24 protein-coding genes, 2 tRNA genes and 1 pseudogene are annotated in these 19,255 nt (G+C 40.1%); 15 read left to right on the top strand and 12 right to left on the bottom strand.

Features of this window, described 5'->3' with window-relative positions; translation table 11 throughout:
* Positions 1–249 precede the first annotated feature (249 nt).
* From KKB09_03770 to KKB09_03735, 8 genes and pseudogenes are all read right to left on the bottom strand, one after another.
* Positions 250–411: pseudogene (locus KKB09_03770) on the bottom strand (radical SAM protein).
* A 26-nt stretch (positions 412–437) separates the two neighbouring features.
* Positions 438–1,496: an NAD(P)-binding protein gene (locus KKB09_03765; GenBank protein ID MBU4300314.1), complete on the bottom strand. Its 1,059-nt coding sequence runs from the start codon at positions 1,494–1,496 to the stop codon at positions 438–440.
* A 14-nt stretch (positions 1,497–1,510) separates the two neighbouring features.
* Positions 1,511–2,698, bottom strand: coding sequence for an NAD(P)/FAD-dependent oxidoreductase (locus KKB09_03760; GenBank protein ID MBU4300313.1), 1,188 nt, complete (start codon positions 2,696–2,698; stop codon positions 1,511–1,513).
* Positions 2,699–2,768: 70 nt separating this feature from the next.
* Positions 2,769–2,861, bottom strand: a complete 93-nt coding sequence (locus KKB09_03755) for a 4Fe-4S binding protein (GenBank protein ID MBU4300312.1) — start codon at positions 2,859–2,861, stop codon at positions 2,769–2,771.
* Positions 2,862–2,964: 103 nt separating this feature from the next.
* Positions 2,965–3,729: a Nif3-like dinuclear metal center hexameric protein gene (locus KKB09_03750; protein MBU4300311.1), complete on the bottom strand. Its 765-nt coding sequence runs from the start codon at positions 3,727–3,729 to the stop codon at positions 2,965–2,967.
* Positions 3,730–3,763: 34 nt separating this feature from the next.
* Positions 3,764–3,955, bottom strand: a complete 192-nt coding sequence (locus KKB09_03745) for a hypothetical protein (protein ID MBU4300310.1) — start codon at positions 3,953–3,955, stop codon at positions 3,764–3,766.
* 21 nt (positions 3,956–3,976) lie between these two features.
* A complete protein-coding gene (locus tag KKB09_03740; GenBank protein ID MBU4300309.1) occupies positions 3,977–4,243 on the bottom strand; it encodes an elongation factor 1-beta in 267 nt (88 codons plus the stop codon).
* A 137-nt stretch (positions 4,244–4,380) separates the two neighbouring features.
* Complete coding sequence (locus tag KKB09_03735; protein MBU4300308.1) at positions 4,381–4,548, bottom strand: DUF1610 domain-containing protein; 168 nt, start codon at positions 4,546–4,548, stop codon at positions 4,381–4,383.
* Between the two features lie 239 nt (positions 4,549–4,787).
* On the opposite strand from KKB09_03735, the gene KKB09_03730 reads away from it, so the two are divergent.
* The 14 genes from KKB09_03730 (at position 4,788) to KKB09_03665 (ending at position 15,223) form a co-directional block, all read left to right on the top strand.
* A tRNA-Val gene (locus KKB09_03730) sits at positions 4,788–4,945 on the top strand.
* A gap of 2 nt (positions 4,946–4,947) precedes the next feature.
* Positions 4,948–5,733, top strand: a complete 786-nt coding sequence (locus tag KKB09_03725) for a hypothetical protein (GenBank protein ID MBU4300307.1) — start codon at positions 4,948–4,950, stop codon at positions 5,731–5,733.
* A 339-nt stretch (positions 5,734–6,072) separates the two neighbouring features.
* Positions 6,073–7,332, top strand: a complete 1,260-nt coding sequence (locus tag KKB09_03720) for a prephenate dehydrogenase (protein ID MBU4300306.1) — start codon at positions 6,073–6,075, stop codon at positions 7,330–7,332.
* Between the two features lie 56 nt (positions 7,333–7,388).
* Positions 7,389–7,472, top strand: a tRNA-Leu gene (locus tag KKB09_03715).
* Positions 7,473–7,548: 76 nt separating this feature from the next.
* Positions 7,549–8,142, top strand: a complete 594-nt coding sequence (locus tag KKB09_03710; GenBank protein MBU4300305.1) for a hypothetical protein — start codon at positions 7,549–7,551, stop codon at positions 8,140–8,142.
* 77 nt (positions 8,143–8,219) lie between these two features.
* Positions 8,220–8,534 (top strand): 50S ribosomal protein L44e, encoded by a 315-nt coding sequence (locus tag KKB09_03705; protein ID MBU4300304.1) that lies wholly within the window; start codon positions 8,220–8,222, stop codon positions 8,532–8,534.
* Positions 8,535–8,765: 231 nt separating this feature from the next.
* Positions 8,766–9,068, top strand: coding sequence for a hypothetical protein (locus KKB09_03700; GenBank protein ID MBU4300303.1), 303 nt, complete (start codon positions 8,766–8,768; stop codon positions 9,066–9,068).
* Between the two features lie 76 nt (positions 9,069–9,144).
* Complete coding sequence (rpl7ae, locus tag KKB09_03695) at positions 9,145–9,519, top strand: 50S ribosomal protein L7Ae (GenBank protein MBU4300302.1); 375 nt, start codon at positions 9,145–9,147, stop codon at positions 9,517–9,519.
* Between the two features lie 21 nt (positions 9,520–9,540).
* Entirely contained in the window at positions 9,541–9,735 is a 195-nt protein-coding gene (locus KKB09_03690) for a 30S ribosomal protein S28e (protein ID MBU4300301.1), read from the top strand.
* A 245-nt stretch (positions 9,736–9,980) separates the two neighbouring features.
* Positions 9,981–10,175, top strand: coding sequence for a 50S ribosomal protein L24e (locus tag KKB09_03685; protein MBU4300300.1), 195 nt, complete (start codon positions 9,981–9,983; stop codon positions 10,173–10,175).
* A 95-nt stretch (positions 10,176–10,270) separates the two neighbouring features.
* The gene (locus tag KKB09_03680) at positions 10,271–11,260 is read left to right on the top strand and encodes a MoxR family ATPase (protein MBU4300299.1); all 990 of its coding nucleotides are present in this window, start codon (positions 10,271–10,273) and stop codon (positions 11,258–11,260) included.
* A 39-nt stretch (positions 11,261–11,299) separates the two neighbouring features.
* Positions 11,300–12,373 (top strand): DUF58 domain-containing protein, encoded by a 1,074-nt coding sequence (locus KKB09_03675; GenBank protein ID MBU4300298.1) that lies wholly within the window; start codon positions 11,300–11,302, stop codon positions 12,371–12,373.
* A gap of 31 nt (positions 12,374–12,404) precedes the next feature.
* Positions 12,405–13,361, top strand: a complete 957-nt coding sequence (locus KKB09_03670) for a VWA domain-containing protein (protein ID MBU4300297.1) — start codon at positions 12,405–12,407, stop codon at positions 13,359–13,361.
* Positions 13,362–13,372: 11 nt separating this feature from the next.
* Positions 13,373–15,223, top strand: coding sequence for a hypothetical protein (locus KKB09_03665; GenBank protein ID MBU4300296.1), 1,851 nt, complete (start codon positions 13,373–13,375; stop codon positions 15,221–15,223).
* A 2-nt stretch (positions 15,224–15,225) separates the two neighbouring features.
* Here KKB09_03665 and KKB09_03660 read toward each other — a convergent pair whose 3' ends face one another.
* The 3 genes from KKB09_03660 to KKB09_03650 form a co-directional block, all read right to left on the bottom strand.
* Positions 15,226–16,128 carry a Fic family protein gene (locus KKB09_03660; GenBank protein MBU4300295.1) on the bottom strand — a complete coding sequence of 301 codons (903 nt, stop codon included), beginning with the start codon at positions 16,126–16,128 and terminating at the stop codon, positions 15,226–15,228.
* Between the two features lie 396 nt (positions 16,129–16,524).
* Positions 16,525–16,851 carry a hypothetical protein gene (locus tag KKB09_03655; protein MBU4300294.1) on the bottom strand — a complete coding sequence of 109 codons (327 nt, stop codon included), beginning with the start codon at positions 16,849–16,851 and terminating at the stop codon, positions 16,525–16,527.
* A 41-nt stretch (positions 16,852–16,892) separates the two neighbouring features.
* The gene (locus KKB09_03650) at positions 16,893–17,045 is read right to left on the bottom strand and encodes a hypothetical protein (GenBank protein MBU4300293.1); all 153 of its coding nucleotides are present in this window, start codon (positions 17,043–17,045) and stop codon (positions 16,893–16,895) included.
* A gap of 178 nt (positions 17,046–17,223) precedes the next feature.
* On the opposite strand from KKB09_03650, the gene KKB09_03645 reads away from it, so the two are divergent.
* Positions 17,224–17,601, top strand: coding sequence for a hypothetical protein (locus tag KKB09_03645; GenBank protein ID MBU4300292.1), 378 nt, complete (start codon positions 17,224–17,226; stop codon positions 17,599–17,601).
* An 11-nt stretch (positions 17,602–17,612) separates the two neighbouring features.
* Here KKB09_03645 and pheT read toward each other — a convergent pair whose 3' ends face one another.
* Positions 17,613–19,253, bottom strand: a complete 1,641-nt coding sequence (gene pheT, locus KKB09_03640) for a phenylalanine--tRNA ligase subunit beta (GenBank protein MBU4300291.1) — start codon at positions 19,251–19,253, stop codon at positions 17,613–17,615.
* Between the last annotated feature and the right edge of the window lie 2 nt (positions 19,254–19,255).

Genomic DNA, 19,255 nt, shown 5'->3' with positions numbered 1-19,255 from the left:
TTTCGACCAATGCTAAATTCTCTACGGGGAAAATTACATTTTCTTTCATGTTTTTCACAAAAAGTGTTAGAAAATGTAACTTTAATGTTCATGTGGCGAAGTTAGGTAGAAAATGTAACTTTCTGAAGTTTTGCGTTTTTTGGGCAGTTGAGCTCAAATATCAATTCACAAAAACTGAAATTTGAGTGTGAATTTTAAAAAACGCAAAACTTGAATAACTTTAATGTTCATGTGGCGAAGTTAGGTAGAAATTCCGAATTTTTTGTTTATCTGCTCACGGTAACTTTCCGGAAGGACATTAAACGCGCAGAACGGAATAATTCTTCCGTCGGGAACTGCGTAATGTATGACGCACCTTTGCACCCTGTCAATATCATGGTTATACGAATCCATGAAATGCATGATCCCTATTAAAGAACCCCGAAGAATACCGCAATTTACCAATAGCCTGTGATTTTATGTCTTAGCAATTCCATGCGAAAGAAAAAGTCGATTGCGATCCTGCCAAAAAATCCTGCTGGAGCAAAGCTTTCAAAATCGACCACTCCATTTCTTATCCTTTTAGAAAAAACATTTTCGACAAACATATCGCCAAAAACAGACATTATAAAGCGTCTGCTGAAGTCTTTTTTTATGTGCGGCATAAATGCTTCCTTCCATAGTTTGTTGTAGTCCTTGTTCTGAAGTATGGCGTCTGCTACAAGCTTGCCTGATTCAAGAGCGTAATTCATACCAAACCCTCGAAAAGGATCCTGAAAGCCTGCTGCCTCGCCAAGATAGTATTTTCCGCCAATAACGCCATTTATCGGAAAATCAAGCCCGCCGATACCTCCAAGATAGTCTACGGGCTTTTGGCCGCCGACTATTTTCTTCAGTATTTCCCGCTCGTTGATTGCCTTAAAGAACAAATCCTTAACCTTTGGCGTGTGCGGCTTAAGAACGCAATTCATTATCTTGACATAGCCTTTGAGGTGCGGCGTTGCATATAAGTACCAGCCTTTTGGAGAATACTTATCATCATACATCATTAGAAATCTTTCGCCTAGAAAACCATTATCCTTGTAAACCGCGCCAAATGCTGCGATGTCTGCGTTTTTATGCCCAGTAGCTATTATATCAACGTCTCTCTCTCTCTTCGTAGTCTTAAACACGAAACGTACTCCAACCTTTTCAGCTTCCTTAAACAGCCCGTATTCAAGAGATTGTTTTCCGCCGCGGCAGACAAACGGAATGCTCTTTTGTATTTTCAAGTCGAATTCCTTTTTGCGTGTGCAAAACAAAACATTGCTTAAAGAATGATAAAAAAATTCGGGATTGAGATTTAGATTTCTCAAGTAGTCTTCCGGTGCAGAATCGCTAAGAAGCGCCTGAAAATTGGTTTTTATGTGCATTCCGACATCACTTTTTAGTTCGTGCACTTCAACTTCTTTTCCCGCCTTTGCAAGATTTATCGCCGCTGAAAGACCGCTTAAACCCGCACCAAGAATTTTTATCAAAATATTCGCCTCTGCTAAATAAGAGTGGCAGCCAATTTTATAAGCTTCGGATTTTTCATCAGCAGCTTTGCCGAGAATGCCAAATCACCGTTAATTATTTTTGAAATGCCATCGCTGTCAATAGAATTTGTTATATTATTTACATCATCATCGGATATCTTTGAGAAAGCATTCATCAGCTTTTCAAGCTTCAGAAGATGATTCCCGCGTTCATTCCACCAAAGCCCATTGTATTCGTCAAGCTTTTTATCAGAAGTGTTTCCTTCTTTTATTGACTTAACGATTAATTTAGCGGCAAACATCCCGGCGCTTGTCGCTTCGGCAAGCCCTCCGCCATGTATTGGATTAACCTGATGCGCAGCATCCCCTACTGCAAGGAAATTATCAGCAGTCATTTTTTTAAGGAAATTCCCTATAGGTATCCCGCCGGCATTCTCCTCTATAATCGAGCCCTTTTTAACAAAAGGCATCGAATCAATCCATTTATCAAGATAATGTTTTGCGGTTCTTCCGTCTTTTTGCGCAATGATGCCGATGCCTACGTTTGCGATGTGTTCGCCTTTTGGGAATATCCAGACGTAGCCGCTTGGAGCAATGCTTTTTCCAAAATAAAAATAAAGAGCTTTCGGATTTTCTATATCAATACCAGCCATTTCATATTGATAGCCTGAAGCCATATTCATTAGGCTACTGGAAGTATTGAGCCCAGCCATCTTTGCGATTTTTGATTCAATTCCATCAGCGGCCACAACCACTTTTGCGCCAATTCTATGTTTTGATTCATTATAATTAACGACAACACCTGAGATTTTGCCGTCTGTTTTGATCAACTCTATTGCTTCCGCATTTGACACTATTTTTGCGCCGGCTTTCGCGGCATCATATGCAAGAAATTTGTCAAAAACTTTTCTTTCAAGTACATAACCGCCAGTGCCGCTTGGAATTTCAATTGATTTACCGTTCGGTGCAATAAAAAAACCAGTCTCGATTCTTTGAGTGACAAATCGCTCGTTTCCGAAATACCCTATTTTTTGAAGCGCTTCAAGACTCATACCCTCGCCACATCGTTTAGGGGCTCCAATTTCCGGCCGTTTTTCAAGTAAAAGCACTTTTAATCCGGCCTTTGCACAGTCTCTTGCAGTAATCGAGCCTCCGGGACCTGCTCCGACAATAACGACATCGTATGAATTTTCAAGTTTCATTTCATTCACCTATTCTTTGGAAAGGAACTCTTGGAATGCATTTCCTTCATAACCTTATGACTTCATAAAATCATTTTTTAGAAATCGATATCGCGCCCACTGGACAGAACTTAACACAGGTGGCACAGTCAATGCAGAGTTTTGCATCCACTTCAGGCCGCATCTTTGTAAAAGTTATCGCGTTCTTCTGGCAGATAGAAACACATCCTGCACAACAAAGGCATTTTGAACGGTCATATTTTATTGTAATATTGTATCACCAAATATCAAAGTCCTGTCGGACAATTAATAAATTCTGTCTTTAAACCTTTAAATCTGTTTTCAAGGGTTTTGCCAAGCGCAATCACTCCGAATTTTTCGGTTTCATAGTGGCCTGCATAAACCGCGTTGATTTCAAGCTCCTTTATATTGTGGTATGCCACATGCTTCGGCTCTCCTGTAAGAAAGAGGTCTGCGCCTTCTTTTGCAGCTTCTTCTGCATAGCTTACCCCCCCTCCTGAAACAATCGCGATTTTTCTGACAGTTTTCTTTCCGAAAAGGTCTTTGCGCACTGCTTTTCCGATAACCTCCTCAATTTTGGATAGTATAGAATCAACAGGCATTTCCATCTCAAGTTCGCCTAAAATACCTACGCAGCTGCCGTCCGCGAGTTTTCCGAAAGGCATGGTTTTTTTCAATCCTATTTTTAAAGCTATAACTGCACTGTTTCCTGTTTGTGTATGGACATCGAGCGGATGATGTACCGCATAAAGAGAAATTCCGTGCTCTAAAAGATATTTCAGCCGGTTTGCCATTATCCCGACTGCTCGGCAATCTTTGCCATCCCAGAAAATGCCGTGATGGACAATTATAAGATTCGCGCCGGATGCTTTTGCTTTTCCGAACAAGTCTATAGAAGCGTCAACGCCAAGAACAATTTTTTTGACTTCTGGCGCGCCTTCAACCTGCAGGCCGTTCACGCTATCGTCACTTATTTTTGAAACATTCAGCGTTTCGTTAAGAAATTGAACGATATCTGCGAGCTTTGTCATTCTATGTTATGTGGTGCGCGAGTTTAATATAGTTTTATTCCAGAACGCCATACGCTCTGAGAAGCCTTAAGGGATCATCTATCAATGAAATCGCCTTATAAGTGCTGTCTTTTTCCATAACTTCAATGGAAACTGGATTCATTCCCTGAGAATGCATTTGTGAAAGAGCATTTATTTCAATATCATTTTTAGCTTTTGAAATATATTGGTGATCTTTCCACGCCATATAAGTTGCCTCGAACGCTAATTAAATTAAAGTTACTCCGACAGTTTCCGCGCTTTGCACTCCTTTTATTTTGCGCACAGCTTCCTCGATTTTGTCTGTAATGCCACCTTCATCAGGAAGAATTGTGAGGACTTTAAGCGACTTAAGACCGAATGCTACAGGCTCTTCTTTCATGTCTTTTATCTGGCCCATAATCGGCATTTTTTTGATCTCAGCCTTTATGCTCTCAAGGCTTACTTCAACCGATTCCGGCATCACTTGCAATGTTAGAATTACGTTTCGTACCATTTTTAATCACTCCCCATTTTTAACTATTCGCCATTCACTTTGGGCTAAAAAGCCTTGAGCAAAGCGAAAGGATTTTCTTTGTATTAAAAAGCTTGAAAATTCGCAAGAATTTTCAAGATAAAAATATCCTCCTTAAATTACGGACCAACGAATCCACATTTCTTGCATGCGTATTCGTTTGCAGTCATCTTGCATTTTTTGCATCGGATAACCTTCTCTTCGCCGCATTTAGGGCATGCGAATTCAACGTAATTTTCACCCGGAATTATATTCGCGCTACATACTGTGCATTTCATTTCATTCACCACATTCTTTGGAAACGAAAGCCTGACACGAAGTATCAGGATTTCATCAGTTTCACTATTCGAGTGCTTTTAAAAAAGCATACGTTCTTAATACTTTTAAGATTTATATAACTATAGTTAATCGCGCTCTTCAGATATCTCTGATATCTGCGATTAAGTAGATTGTGAATTTAAGCATTTTAAAAGAATATTACTTGAATTTATTAAATCCACAATATCAGCACGAAAATATCTCAAACGGGTCAATAGTCTAGTGGTTATGACGCCGCCCTTACACAGCCGCATAATCGGCTGGCGCTTAGAGCGACCATGCCTTCGGCATGGTCATTTATCAGCAGTCCAGCACTTTGCAGTTTATGAAAGGCGGAGGTCGCCAGTTCAAATCTGGCTTGACCCATTATGATTGAAAAGAAAAATATCAAAAACAGGAAACTAATTGTTCTGCTTATGCTTGCCGTACTTGCGGCGTCCGCCATAATTATATACAGCTACAAAACAATTTCAAAAATCGATAATATTCACGATGATGGCGGCATTACACTATATCCACCTCAGCGCATATTCAAAGGAGATTATCAATCCACAACGCTCAAGCTCCCTGCAGTAAACACAAATAACACCGGAGTGTCGGCATACTTAATCGTAGCTGCACGCAAAGGTACAGGAAACGTATTTCTTGATGTCAATAGCGTACTTTCCAAGGAAGACACCCAGCATTCGGTGCGCCTTGCCGCCGAATTTGCAAAAGAGCATGAAAACATAAGCTCCGGAAGCGTTGACTTATTTTACGGCATCAAAGCGCTCGCACCGGTTCTTGAAGGCCCGTCCGCGGGCGCTGCATTTGCAGTGGCAACAATAGCCACACTCAGAAATGAAAGCCCTGCTGAAGATGTTATGCTAACAGGAACTTTGAATCACGACGGCTCAATCGGGCCGTCCGGAAAGATTCTTGAAAAAGCAATTGCAGCAAAAGAAGCCGGCGCAAAGATATTCTTGGTTCCTGTAGGCTCGCTTGCAAATCTTGCGGCGAATTACACAGAAAGTGAATACTGCAAAATGTGGGGTGATTATGAATACTGCTATCCGGAATTCAAGCCGCAAATTATAAACGCTTCGAAGGAAGCGGGAATTCCAATTATAGAGATTGCGACAATGGATGATGCATTGGCGTATTTTAGGCTGTAATTGAAGAAAACCCCACGCATTTCAAACCTTATTAAATATGCGCATCAATTCTTATGACGTTGGGGTCTTGGGGTAACTTGGTAGCCTTCCAGCTTGGGGCAGCCGCATAATTTATGATTAATTAAATTTTGCGGTTCGAAATTGCTGGCGATCCGGGTTCAATTCGGTTTCTTTTCTTTCTTGTAAGAAAGAAAAGACAAGTCCGGGTAGAAAAGAAAGAACAACAGACCTCTGCTGTTGCAGAGGTCAAAAACCTGAACGTCGTGGAATTCCCGGGGGCCCCATATTAATTCTTCAGTATGCTTGAAAGCATATAAATTTACTGTACAGTAGTTAAATATGGAAATAGGAGTTATAGGAACCGGCGATATGGGCAAACGATATGCAAAGGTATTTGATAAAGCAGGTTATAGAGTGAACTGCTGCGATTTGCCCCAAAACACAAAAAAGTTGGAAGAGGATTTCAATGGCACCGGAATTAATATACTGTCTGATGGAGTAGCAGTTTCAAGCAGAAGCGATTTAATTTTCTATTTAGTGCCAACTGAAAGCATAGAAGAAACCGTAGCAAAATACGGTCCATCAACAAAGAAAAATGCGATTGTATCATCCGGAACATCGGTCATGACGCCATCCATAAACGCATTTGAAAAATACATGCCGGAAGATGTAAATATAATTAATTGGCATTGGCTCTTTGGTCCTTCAATAAATCCAAAGGGACAGCCCACGGTTTTAGTAAATTATCGGAGTTCAGATGAGGCATACGAAGAAGCAAAAAAAGCTTTTGAATCGATAGGGACCAATCTTATAGAGTTATCGTGTCAAGAGCATGATAAGATAACAGCTGACACACAAGTTGTTACACATGTAGGTTTTGAAGCCATGGGAACTGCATGGAAAAATGTTGGCGTCTATCCTTGGGAAAATCCTTCTTATGTTGGAGGGATTGACAATGTCAAAGTTCTAATGTGCCTACGGATATACTCAGGAAAGCCACACGTATATTCAGGATTAGCTATCCTTAACCCATATGCGCGGGAACAGGTTAAGCAATATGCAGTATCTGAATCAGAATTATTCAAGCTTATGATAAAAGAAAATGCGCAAGAGTTTACTGATAGAATCAAAAAAGCCGGTGAATATGTGTTCGGGCACGATAATACACCTATTCTTTTGGATGAGGCTATTATGCGCGAGTTTGGTTTGGGATTATCTTCCGAAAACAAAATGCCAAACTCTCACTTAAGCCTTTTATCTATGGTCGATGCATGGTATCAACTAAAAACAAATCCTTACGAAAATATGATTTGCCAAACACCACCGTTCAGATTAAGACTCGGCATTGTCGAACACTTGTTTAAAAATCCAGATTTGCTTAAAGAGTCATTGGATGCTGCTTTGTATAATAAAGAAATCAGGGGCGATGATTTGGAATTCCACACTGCTGTCAGAGAATGGGCGACAATCATTGGAAACGGCGATACAAAAGGTTATCAAAATCAATTTGATACGACAAAAGCATTTTTCAAAAATCGGCTCGAAGAAGGCATGAAAAAAAGCGGAGATTTAATAAAAAAGCTAAATAAGAAAAGCTGAACACATTGTTCTTAATACATGTTTTTAAACTTCTTCCACCACAATATTCTTTCTATGCAGGGGTAACCAAGCGGCCAACGGTGCTGGGCTTAGGACCCAGTCTCTTAGTGAGTTCGAGGGTTCAAATCCCTTCCCCTGCATAATTTAAATACACATATCAAGAAAAACTAAAAAGCTCCCGATTGATTTTTAAGATTTGAATGCAAAGAAAAACATATGACTGTCCTTACATTCAAATATCTCAGAGAGCTTCAGAAAAGCGAAAGAGATGCCTCGACGCTCCAGAAAATCGAATCCAGTTTCTATGCCGCATGCTCAAAATGCCTTGACAGCGATTCAACAGAGGCCGAAAGCATACGGCCACTTGTCAAAAGCATACTTGACACGCGTGAGCGAAAAATAGTGACCGCTGCGCTGCAATCCGCGCGCGCCGATATAAAGCCGGAAAATTTGCTTTCAGAGGAAGAAACGCTTTTTTCAAAGATAGTAGAACTATTGAAAATAAACCGCGTGATAATAAATGATGTGCTTTCCGGAAAATACATTGATTTTGTTGCAGCGCAAAATATTTCTGCGCCCAATAAATCAGAGACTGTCGCAATAATGGAAAAAGCCGCTGAAAAAAACGCACCAATTGGTGTAAAAGCAATAAAAGAAATCCTGAAAATAAAGGCGCTTTGTGACATACCTACGTTTGTTGCGCAAGATATGAATTCTTATGGTCCTTTGAACGCAGGACAAACAGCAGAATTTCCAAAAAAAGCCGCAGAATTGCTGATAACTGCAAAAATGGCTGAAAAAACCGAATGAATGGTGTGCGTAAGGCTGAAGGTTTATAAAGTTAAGTTGCAGATTATTAGTGCATTTGAAGAAAAAAGGTGCCCCTTATGAAGTACCCAAGAGAAGCAAAACGTTATTGTCCAAAGTGTAATAAGCATACTGATCAGAAGCTTGAGCGCGTGAAAACATCAGGAAGGCGCTCAGGCTCTTCATTGAAAAAAGGCCGAAGAAAAACAGTCAAGCTGGACTATGGCTACGGAGGCTCGCCTTATCCGAAACTTGAAAACAACAGGCGTGCAGGAGCAAAAACATCGCAAAAAGTCATGATACGATACGGATGTAAAACCTGCGGAAAAAAGACTCAGTCAATGAATGCAATACGAATGAAAAAATTCGAGATTGCGCAGGCAACCGGCCAGTAAATTATTCATTATCAGGAAGTTGATTTTAGCCCAAATAAATTGATAAATCTTGAAGATTCTTGTGAATTTTCATGCTTTCGAACCCAATGAACTTTGTGAATAGTTCAAAATGGCTAAAAATCTTGAAAGCTTGATAGCGCTTTCAAGCTTTTTTCGAGGATATTGAAAAAGCCTAGAGCAAGCAAAGCTTGCGAAAGGATTTCAATCCAATGCATGTTGAGATGATTGAAAATGCCAGAAATCGTTACATACAAACGCGGATACAAACACACGGGCGGCAGAGGCCATCAGGGAACAACGCTCTGTGGATTTTGCGGAAGAATTGTTCCGCGCCACAAGACATTCACCACATACCGCGGATTTCGGCTAAACGACCCGTTGCTTCGGCGTGAAATAGACCCGAGAAACGTCAGCTTAGGATCACATAAAATTTATGTATGCCCTTCATGCGCAAGGCACCGAGGAATTGTACAGAAGCGCGATGAAACCGGATTCAAAGTGACAAAGAAGAGATTTGTCAAAAAGAATGGATAAATCGAAGTTATTTAAATCTTTGAAAAAAAGGATAATAGAACTTGATGATGCCCTCTTGGGCTAAAAGGTGTTTTTTATGGCAGGAAAAATTTTTGTAGAATACGAAGTTTCAAAGGAAGATTCTGAAAAAGTTCTTGACGCTCTTGAAGCAGTTAAGGAATCAGGCAACATACGCAAAGGCGTGAATGAAACAACAAAAGCAATAGAGCGAGGAATCGCAAAGCTTGTTGTTGTTGCTATGGATGTCCAGCCGGAAGAAATAGTAATGCATATTCCAGCACTCTGCAAAGAGAAAAAAGCTCCATATATCTTTGTTGAAAGCAAAGAAGAGCTTGGAAAAGCGGTGGGCCTCGAAGTTTCAACAGCTTCTGTTGCAGTTGTCGAAGAAGGCAGAGGAAAAAAGAATGTTGATGAAGTTATCGAGAGAATAAAGGAACTTCAAAGAAAGTAGAACCAATATCCGTGATTTTTTATGGCAGTACCAACAAAAGTTATTTTAATTATGGGTCGAGCAGGCGTAAAAGGAATATCGCGCGTCAGGTGCAAAGTCACCTCGGATTCAGGGCGCGACAAAGTCCTTGTTAGAAATGTTCTTGGTCCGGTCCGCATAGGCGACATATTAATGGTGCCTGAAGCAGAAATGGAGACTGCAACGTTGATTGAGTAATATCATAATGGACATATCCCAATATAGACATTTAGAACAACAATATGGGGAGAAAACAATAAATGATATCGATACAAGTACCTGTAACGATATTTTTTGTCTTGAAAGAAAAAGGAATAATACTACAGATGATAAACCCATCTGTAATGATACAATTTGTCCTAAAAGAGAAATAGATCGTAATTATATAATAGGTTTGAATAAAAACGCATAATTCACACGATGCGATAAAATAGGTGAATAGTATGAAATGCACATTTTGCGGAAAAGAAATACTTGTAGGCACTGGAAAGATGTTCGTAAAAATTGACGGAACAGCATATTTTTTCTGTAATTCTAAGTGCCAGAGCAACAAAGAAATCAGGAACCCGAGGCATGTAAAGTGGACTGACACATATAGAAATGAAAAGATTAAGGAAAAATCCGCTGTGAAAAAATAATTCTAAAAGCATTCGCTCTGTTTCAATTAGTGTAATGCTTATATTTTTAATCTCCCATTATTAGCTATCGCGCCTTGCGCAATGGGGAGGGAAATATGCCGGATAAAGAAATTAAAGAGAACAAAGAAATTCTTGAGCTGAACAAAAAGGCGGTGGCGTATGCCGCAGAACTTGACAAGATATCAAATGAAATGAAAAAAGTCATTGTCGGCCAGGAAAAAGTCATTCAGCGCCTGATTATTTCCCTTGTTTCTGACGGCCACATACTTCTTGAAGGCATGCCCGGGCTTGCAAAGACAATAATGATAAAAACGCTTTCCGATTCCATCAATACGACATTTAAAAGAATCCAGTTCACGCCCGACCTTCTTCCGGCAGATATTCTCGGTACAAAAATATACAACCATAAAAGCAGTTCTTTCTCGACAAAAAAAGGCCCGATATTTGCAAATTTCATTCTGGCGGACGAAATAAACCGCGCGCCTCCAAAAGTCCAATCCGCACTTCTTGAAGCAATGCAGGAAAAGCAGGTTACAATATCCGATGAAACTTTCATGCTTCAGAAGCCATTTCTCGTCCTTGCGACGCAAAATCCTATTGAAACAGAAGGTACGTACAGCCTTCCTGAAGCGCAGGTAGACCGGTTCATGTTCAAAGTGTTTGTCGGATACCCCTCGAAAGAAGAGGAACTGCAAATTGTGCAAAGAATGACGGGTTCTGAAATCCCGAATGTCAAAAAAATAATCTCGCCCGATAAAATACTTGAAATACAGTCTTTTGTGCGCAAAATCTACGCCGATGAAAAAATCATGTGCTACGCAACTGACATAGTGCACGCTACAAGAAACAGGAATGACGGAATTGTAGAGTACGGCGCATCCCCGCGCGCGTCAATCTGGATGGTTCTTGGCGGCAAAGCGCACGCCCTTCTTGCAGGCCGCGGCTATGTGATTCCAGAGGACATAAAGGCTGTTGCTCATGACGTTCTGCGCCACAGGCTGATATTGACATACGAAGCTGAAGCTGAAAATGTAACAACAGACAGCGTTATTGACGGAATATTAAAAGAAGTCAGAGTTCCATAGATAAGTGCCGCGAATAATTGGCAATTCTTCATAATACTCATGAAAAATTATTTGAATACACTCGGACAAAAAGGAAAAAAACTGCACCATTATGCTTCGCGCGTTTTTAAAATGGCGCATCCAATAGGCTCGAAAATATTTCAAAAGTTCAAAAAAACAGAAGCCAATGATGCTGATAAAACCATCAAAAAACAGGAAATCCCAAAAAAAATAAAAAACGTTGCCGAAAAGCAGAAAGCTATAAAGCGCATAAAGCTCTTGGAAATAAAGACGCGCAGGCTTGTGAACGGCCTTATGCAGGGCGCGTATCATTCGGTTTTCAAAGGCCGTGGAATAGAATTTTCAGACATGCGCGAATACGAAGCAGGCGACGACATACGGACAATAAACTGGAATGTCTCGGCAAAGATGAACAAGCCGTTTGTCAAGGAATTTATCGAGGAGCGCGACCTCGCGGCAATTGTCCTACTTGATATCTCGGGAAGCGGAAATTTCGGAACTGAAAACGCGCTGAAAAAAGAAATCGGCGCAGAAATTGCTTCAAGCATCATATTTTCAGCAACAAGGAATAATGACCGCGCAGGATTGTTGCTTGCGACAGATTTCATTGAAAAATATGTGCCGCCAAAAAAAGGAAAAAAACACGCAATGCGCCTGCTTTCAGACATACTTTTTTTTGAGCCGAAAAGCAAGGCAACAAACCTAAAAAAGCCGCTGCATTTTTTGTCAAAAGTTTTGAAGCAGAAAAGCATAATTTTTATAGTCTCTGACTTTTTCGATAGTCCCGCAAACTTCCGAAAAGAATTGAGTATACTTGGGAAAAAACACGACGTCATTGCAATAAATCTGGCCGATGAACGAGAATATCTTATTCCTAATGTCGGTTTTATAGAGCTTGAGGATGGCGAGACCGGGGAACAAGTACTTGTTGACACATCAAACGAACTGTTCAGAAAGAATTTCAGCGAGATTTCAAAAAAAAGAAAAAACGAAATAAAGAAAATAATGACTGAAAGCAAAGTCGATTTCATCGAAACTTCGACATCAAAAGAATGGTTTTTTTCTGTTGCGTCTTTTTTTAAGATGCGCCAGAAAAGAAGACGGATAAGATAAAAAGATAAAAACATTTTCAAGTGGGTATACTATGCCGTTTAATTTTTTCAATCCGGAATACTTGATTTTACTAGCCGCGATTCCGATAATCTATTACTTCTACAGCCGCTCGCTTAAGAAAAAGAAAAAGCGCGCAATGCAATTCAACAACCTGCATCTTGTCAGGCAGGCAATGAAATTAAGCAATCACAAGCCGAAAAATATCGAAAAAATATTATTTATTATAAATAGTATGGTGATACTTTTGCTTATATTAGCCCTTGCAGACCCTCATATTCCGCTTAAGCAGGAGAAAAAGGGAGTAAATGTGGTTCTTGCAATCGATGTTTCAGGCAGCATGCAGGCAAACGATTACCAACCGACACGCCTTGAAGCCGCAAAAAAATCTGCGCAGATATTGATAGACAGCCTCAACACAAACGATTATGTCGGCATTGTCACATTCTCTTCCGGAGCAACAACAACAGCATACCTCTCACCTATGAAAGATCGCGCGAAAGAAAAGCTCGCAGCAATTTCTCCTCAGAGCCAGACTGCGATCGGTGATGGCCTTGCGCTTGCAGTGGATATGGCAACAAGCATACCTAACAAGAAAAAAGTAGTCATACTTCTTAGCGACGGAGTAAATAATGCAGGGGTTATATCGCCAGAGGAAGCAGCAAAATTCGCAAAAGACAACAAGATACAAGTCTACACAATAGGCGTCGGCTCAAACCAGCCCGCAATAATGGGATATGACCCGTTCGGAAATCCGCAATATGCACAGCTTGACGAAGAAGCTCTCAAAGGAATCGCGCGTGACACTGGCGGCGAATACCACAAATCAGTTGACGCAAAAACTCTTGAAAACATTTACTCGCAACTATCTGAAAAAATAGACCGCGAAAAAAAGGATACGTCCATAAAGGACTGGTTTATAGCATGTGCCATTATTCTTGCAATAGGAGGAATTTACCTGAATTATGGAAAATACTCAGTAATCCATTAGAGGTGTTTGAGATGATTGTCATGAAAATCTTGTGCGTACTCCGACATAAATGTCAGAGCTTGTCCAGATTTTCAAGCTTTCGAAATTTCCGCTCTGCAATACATTGTGAAGCTTCAATATTCGAAATAAAAAAAACAATATGTCTCTTCGTATTTTTTTGCGCGTTTGTTATAGCCGCGCCTTTCGCGTTTTCAATAGAGCAGCTTTCAGTTCAAAAGGCGCTGAAGACAAGTGACATTTCCGTAGGCGACAATGTCGAAATAATTCTGAAGTTTGAAAATCCTTTCGGAAAGGCAATCCCCCTAAAAATACAAGACAAAAATATTCTTGGCGGAAACGGTGTTGACATACAGTGCATGGAATACATAATCCCCGAACAGAAAACTGTTGATGTTTCATACCCTGCAATACAGGCATTTGATAGTGGCGATTTTACGCTTGAGCAAGCATTAATAACCTACACAAATCCAGAAACTGGAAAAGAGGAAAATGTCACTTCGGGCGAAATTGAAGTTTTAATAAAAAAATCCGCGTCTGCACAAAACGTCCAACAACAAGGAATAACAACAGTTTACCAGTGCAACGGCGTTTCAATGCAATCAACGTCATACTCAAGCTCAAGCAGCTCGCAAAATCAACAGAACCAAAATCAGAACAATCAAAATCAGCAGCAGAATCAGCAGGCTCAAAACCAGATGCAGGATAAAGTCAACAGCATGCAACAGCAAAACCAGAACATGGAGCAAATAAAGCAGGAACTGCAGAAGCAGGCGCAAGAAGAAGAAGCTGTAAAGCAGGAAATGATGAAAAATATTGAGTCAAATCCTGATTTCCAAAAGCAGGATCAAGAACTGCAAAAGCAGGGGTATCGGCAAAGCGAGAAAATTGCATCTCCTGAGCAGAATCAAAGCGGAGAAAGCAACCCGAATGAAGGCTCGTTTAATTATCAGTATAAAAAAGAGAGCGGAGAAACCGCTTCGATAAAAGGGAATATGCAAAACGGCACAATTCAGAATATGCAGAAATGGTCAAGCGAGGATGAAAAAAATGCTGCAAAAGGAATTAAAAACAGCTCGCAGTTCCAGAAGCTTGAAGAAGAATTAAAAAAACAGGGATTCGAGTTGCAGAATAAATCAATAACGCCTGATGCAAAAAGCGCCGGACAAAACCAGAATCATGGTGCAAACGCGCAGCAAAGCGCAAACCAAGGCACCAATGCGCAGCAATCAAACAATCAAAATGCTCAAACGCAAAATCAGAGTGCAAATCAAACCGAAAATGCAACACAAAAAACCGCGGCATCATTCCAATACAACTACGCAAATCCTGCGACAAACGCAACTGCATCAATAAATGGAAACGCAACGATTATTGGAAACACTATAAATGTGACTAAAATAAATATTGAAAAAAATGGCGAGAATAAAAACAATTTTTGGTATTGGCTTATTGCGCTTTTAATTGCTGCCGCAGTCGCTTATTTATATTATAAGAAAACTCGAATGGCGCCCGTCGTACCCGTAATTGCCAAAGCGCATAAGAAAAGGCCGCTGGACTACAGAAAAAAGGCGCGCCAGATGATTGAAGAAGCTGAGAAGCTTTTTGCGAATAGTTTGCAGAAAGAGGCGTATGTCACTGTGTCGCGCGCGGTTCGCTTCTACTTCAAGCACCGATTCGACAAAACTGAAATGACGAGTTCTGATATTCTACGCGCAATCAGTTCCGAAGACGCAGACTATATAAAGAACGTGCGCGAGTGCTTCTCAACCTGTGACCTTGTGAACTTCGCAAAATACGAGCCCAATGCGCGCGATTTTAGGAAAGTTACGGAATTGGCGAAAGAGATTGTAAAAATAAGTTAGTTTTAAGCAATTTCTTTATTTCGCACATATCTTTTGCACTCATTAAGATATTTTTTGAAGAACCAATGCAAAAAAATGCTCTCGTCTTTTTTTACCTGCGCGCGCTCTAAAGCAGTATAATACCCACCTCTTTTTTCGTATGGTATGTTCAGCATGGGAAATCCATTTTTGTTCAATACGAAATTCATCATCAAACGGCTTATTCTTCCGTTTCCGTCGGCAAAGGGATGGATTGTCACAAGCTTTATATGAACCCCTGCGGCAAGTTCTACAGGATGCAAAGACGATTTATTCTTGTTATACCCCCTGAAAAAATCGGAAAGCAATGGATACACTTCCGCAGGAAACGGCGGCATGAATTTGCTTCCGGCTATAGCCACTTGATGCTGTCTGATTTTTCCTGCGATGTCGGGCTTTGTTCCTTCGAATAGCTTTTTGTGAAAATAAAGCACCATCTGCAAAGAAATATCTTTTTTATATTCCCGCATTTCGTAGAATGCTTTCATATGGGCTTCTGCTTCCTTTACGTCGCGAAGAGGTTTTTCAGATGGAGTTATGCCTCTGCCAAGCAAGTCCGCGGTTTCCCGCAGTGTCAAAGTCGAACCTTCGATCTTGTTTGTGTCATAGGTAAACCTGATTGCGAAGGTCTTTATTTCCTTTTCAAGAGCCGACGGCGGAGTTGCTTTTCTGTCTTTCGAGAAGCTCTGCTTTATTTTATCAAATTGTGAGAACCATTTTTCTTTGTAAATTTCTGATAGAAATATGCGCTTGATTTCATCAATGTTTTTTGGCAAGACTTTTCCTAAATACTTCTCCTTTTTCACGATTTTGCCGCCTTCCCGAAAGCTATGCGCTAGATAATAATATTCCTCTGCGCCAACTTTCTTTTTCCTTATTGCTGCCATGCGCATATATTATCCCCACAAATATATAAATGTTTGCTATTTTTAGTAAATGTAGGGGTAAGGAATTTCACCGTTCCTCACCATCAGACTTAACAGCCCAGTATTTTATTCAAAATACAGGCTTCGGGTAGAACACCGAATAAATAACGTCAGCAAGACTGGAAAACACAACGTAAGAATAGAAACTGTCTTTAGCAAAATAAAGGATAGGGTATATGATTTTAGAGGTTTCAAAGCCTTATGGTCTGCGCCAATACTCATGGCAGGCATCATATTACAGCACAACTTCATAGAAGCGCATACAACGACCGGTAAGATACCCTGCGAGCTTGCAGGGCTGAAACTAGAAGCTGGGATTAATAGGTGGCGGGGGATAATTAGGCTTGCTTCACTTTTTTAATAAAATATGTTATTCAAGTTAGCTTTATTTTTAGATTCAGCAATCCGAGTAAAAAAATAAAGGATGCAAACTAATGCAATACAACCAATAGCAATGCTATATACAACTATTGTTACTAATTCCGAACTGTTTTTAAAGTAGGTCATAACTGCAAGACTAAGTATGACAATACTTATTACAAATAAAGCAGGTAGCTTCTCTGCATCTTTAAATTCTTTAAGCAAATGAGTAATTGCATTAATTAGTTTTGTAAATGGATACTTTAAACAACATTCAATTTTCTGTCCTAAAGAACTTTTATCAGTCTGTTGTTGTTCTGACATAAAAATAATCTCAGTGTGTTTTTATTGTTTTACGTTTATCTTTATTTTGCAGCGACATAAAAACTAAACAATCCGATAACTATTGAAAAAACGCTCAAAGGGATATTTCCAGAAAGCCCTAAGATTATGCCAGATATTGTAAGCACGCCACCCATAAATCCAAAAAAAGCTCGTTCTAAGTTTTTCATCCTCATAATATATTTTTGTTCATTCTCCTTTATATCGTTTGTAGGCGCGCTTTAAGAGGTGTTATTCATCGAATACCACTCCCTTGTATTGATTTTTTAGAAATAGAATCGGGATTATATCCAGAAGACTTAACAGCTCACGTTTTACAGTCTTTTATAAATGTTATTACTCAATGAGTATACTATGAAATATGTCACAAGAGATGCACTCACAGACCATCTGAAATCTATGGGTTTCGAGGAACTTGCACTCCCGCTTGAGGAGACCAATCGCCAAGAATTTTATAAACGTTTTTTCTCGGGAGTAAATATTGAACTTATACTATTCAAACCTGATAATCTCTATACATTAAGAGCGTATCTTAATTTAAACGAACTATTTCCAGAGCAAAGCTGGAATATTGAAAAAAATGTTAAAGGAACTCATGAATCAGGAACTCTTTGTTTTAGAGGTACTGATGAAGGCCAATTTGATTTGGATGAATTCATTAATTCATATGAAGAAAAGCGAAACAACCTTAATAGCGCATTACAAACAGTAAGAAAAATTCCTGAGTTTTAATTATATAAAAATCACTCAAATACCATCTCGACATCAATTTCAAATCCTGCAACAGGCATCTCGATTTCCCAGTTGTTCAGGACCTGCGGATGCAGTTCTCCAATCATGCCGACGGATTTTCCTGCAACGACTATTTCCGCGCACCTTCCTGAAATATATGAAGAATATTCCTTTTCTTTCATTTCGTATTTTATGTCAAAGGCGCGCATTAGAGCATCTAGTGTTGCCTTTATTTCGGAGAAATCGACATTCGGATGCACGGATACTGCGGATAAAGATGCGCGCTCGGAAACGCCGGTCTCTTCTTTGGAATCCTCTGCAAAAACAATTCCCGATTCGAAAATTCTCTGCGGATATTCGTTATGCCTGTTCTCTGAAAGCACTTTCATCAAAATCGGAAGTATTGCGTTTCGCATCGCATCGTAATCGATATTCACGGAATTTGAAAGCTTTACCAGGCTTGTCTTTTTTGCATTCATCTTTTCAATAAGGTCTTTTCCATTCGAAAGATGATATGTGTTGCATTCCAAAAATCCAAGCCCTGAAAGGACTTCTGCAATTTTTCGCTTAAGTATTGCTCCGCGAGACTCTTCACCGATTGTCGCAACTTTCGGAATCTGGGCATCAAAATTTTCATAGCCGTATGCGATTGCAATATCCTCGACAAGGTCCATCGGATGCAAAATGTCCGCGCGATACGCCGGAATCAATGCAGAGCCTGCCTCGAATCCAATGCCCATTTTTGCAAGAAGCTGCTTCATCTCAGCGTCGGTTAGTTCAAGACCAAGAAGCTTATTGACGTATTTTCTGTCAATCTTCCTTTTTGACGGAGTTAAATCAGGTGTGGTGAATTTCTCGTTCCCCTGAATGATTTCCATTGAATATATTTTCCCGCCCATATCTGCAAGAGCAGTTACGACAATATTGAGCGCGATTTTCAAAGTGTTCAAATCCGTGCCTGTCGCCTCGATAAAGACATCTTTTGTTTTCTCGTCGATTTTCCCGACATCATACGAGTTCACAATAGGCGGCATGGACATTATTGTGCCCGACGCATCGACAAAATAAGTGATTTTTTTCCAGTCATTGCATATGTGCGCATATGTCTTTCCTGTCGGGTGCTTTTCAAGTATTTCTTTTCCTGAAATTACTTCAGGATATTCAAGAGGACGATAGCGTATTTTTTCCGGGGCATCAGATACGAATTTTATCGGCATCTTTATCCTGTCAAGCGGATATAATCCGATGCCGCCTTTTTTTCTTTTGCGCAGCAACGTGATTCCGAGCTTTTCCTGAATCTGGATAATCTGCCTTATTTTTGCATCATCCAGTTCGAGCCCTTTCACAATTGCTGTAACCACATAAGGCCAATATGGAAGCGGATTTGCATTTGTTGTAGAGAATCCGGATTTTTTCACTTCGTATTTTTTGAACCCTGTCTCAATGCCAAGAAAGCTGCGAAGGCCGCGCGCAAGTCCCTCTTCAGAAAGCATATCCGGCCTGTTCGGAAAAACCTCGACAATAATTTCTGTATCTGTAATGGACTCTAAATCAGTCCCAAGCATTGCAATTCTGTCAGCGAGGAATTTATCATCGTACTTCTTTCCAAGAAGCTCAAGGACTCTTTTTTTGTTAAGCGTAACTGTCGGCATAA

It is taken from the genome of Nanoarchaeota archaeon (assembly GCA_018897155.1).
In the GTDB taxonomy this organism is placed as follows: Archaea; EX4484-52; EX4484-52; order EX4484-52; family LFW-46; genus LFW-46.
Note: the sequence above shows the minus strand (reverse complement) of the source record. Positions and strands in the feature narration are given on the sequence as shown.

Coding starts and splice junctions, on each gene's coding strand:
- KKB09_03655 (MBU4300294.1), bottom strand. CDS start 16,851: ATGTCAGAACAACAACAGACTGATAAAAGTTCTTTAGGACAGAAAATT.
- KKB09_03700 (MBU4300303.1), top strand. CDS start 8,766: ATGCCAGAAATCGTTACATACAAACGCGGATACAAACACACGGGCGGC.
- KKB09_03750 (MBU4300311.1), bottom strand. CDS start 3,729: ATGACAAAGCTCGCAGATATCGTTCAATTTCTTAACGAAACGCTGAAT.
- KKB09_03725 (MBU4300307.1), top strand. CDS start 4,948: ATGATTGAAAAGAAAAATATCAAAAACAGGAAACTAATTGTTCTGCTT.
- KKB09_03705 (MBU4300304.1), top strand. CDS start 8,220: ATGAAGTACCCAAGAGAAGCAAAACGTTATTGTCCAAAGTGTAATAAG.
- KKB09_03710 (MBU4300305.1), top strand. CDS start 7,549: ATGACTGTCCTTACATTCAAATATCTCAGAGAGCTTCAGAAAAGCGAA.
- KKB09_03670 (MBU4300297.1), top strand. CDS start 12,405: ATGCCGTTTAATTTTTTCAATCCGGAATACTTGATTTTACTAGCCGCG.
- KKB09_03675 (MBU4300298.1), top strand. CDS start 11,300: ATGAAAAATTATTTGAATACACTCGGACAAAAAGGAAAAAAACTGCAC.
- KKB09_03645 (MBU4300292.1), top strand. CDS start 17,224: ATGAAATATGTCACAAGAGATGCACTCACAGACCATCTGAAATCTATG.
- KKB09_03680 (MBU4300299.1), top strand. CDS start 10,271: ATGCCGGATAAAGAAATTAAAGAGAACAAAGAAATTCTTGAGCTGAAC.
- KKB09_03665 (MBU4300296.1), top strand. CDS start 13,373: ATGATTGTCATGAAAATCTTGTGCGTACTCCGACATAAATGTCAGAGC.
- KKB09_03740 (MBU4300309.1), bottom strand. CDS start 4,243: ATGGTACGAAACGTAATTCTAACATTGCAAGTGATGCCGGAATCGGTT.
- KKB09_03660 (MBU4300295.1), bottom strand. CDS start 16,128: ATGGCAGCAATAAGGAAAAAGAAAGTTGGCGCAGAGGAATATTATTAT.
- KKB09_03720 (MBU4300306.1), top strand. CDS start 6,073: ATGGAAATAGGAGTTATAGGAACCGGCGATATGGGCAAACGATATGCA.
- KKB09_03745 (MBU4300310.1), bottom strand. CDS start 3,955: ATGGCGTGGAAAGATCACCAATATATTTCAAAAGCTAAAAATGATATT.
- KKB09_03755 (MBU4300312.1), bottom strand. CDS start 2,861: ATGCGGCCTGAAGTGGATGCAAAACTCTGCATTGACTGTGCCACCTGT.
- KKB09_03690 (MBU4300301.1), top strand. CDS start 9,541: ATGGCAGTACCAACAAAAGTTATTTTAATTATGGGTCGAGCAGGCGTA.
- pheT (MBU4300291.1), bottom strand. CDS start 19,253: ATGCCGACAGTTACGCTTAACAAAAAAAGAGTCCTTGAGCTTCTTGGA.
- rpl7ae (MBU4300302.1), top strand. CDS start 9,145: ATGGCAGGAAAAATTTTTGTAGAATACGAAGTTTCAAAGGAAGATTCT.
- KKB09_03760 (MBU4300313.1), bottom strand. CDS start 2,698: ATGAAACTTGAAAATTCATACGATGTCGTTATTGTCGGAGCAGGTCCC.
- KKB09_03685 (MBU4300300.1), top strand. CDS start 9,981: ATGAAATGCACATTTTGCGGAAAAGAAATACTTGTAGGCACTGGAAAG.
- KKB09_03650 (MBU4300293.1), bottom strand. CDS start 17,045: ATGAGGATGAAAAACTTAGAACGAGCTTTTTTTGGATTTATGGGTGGC.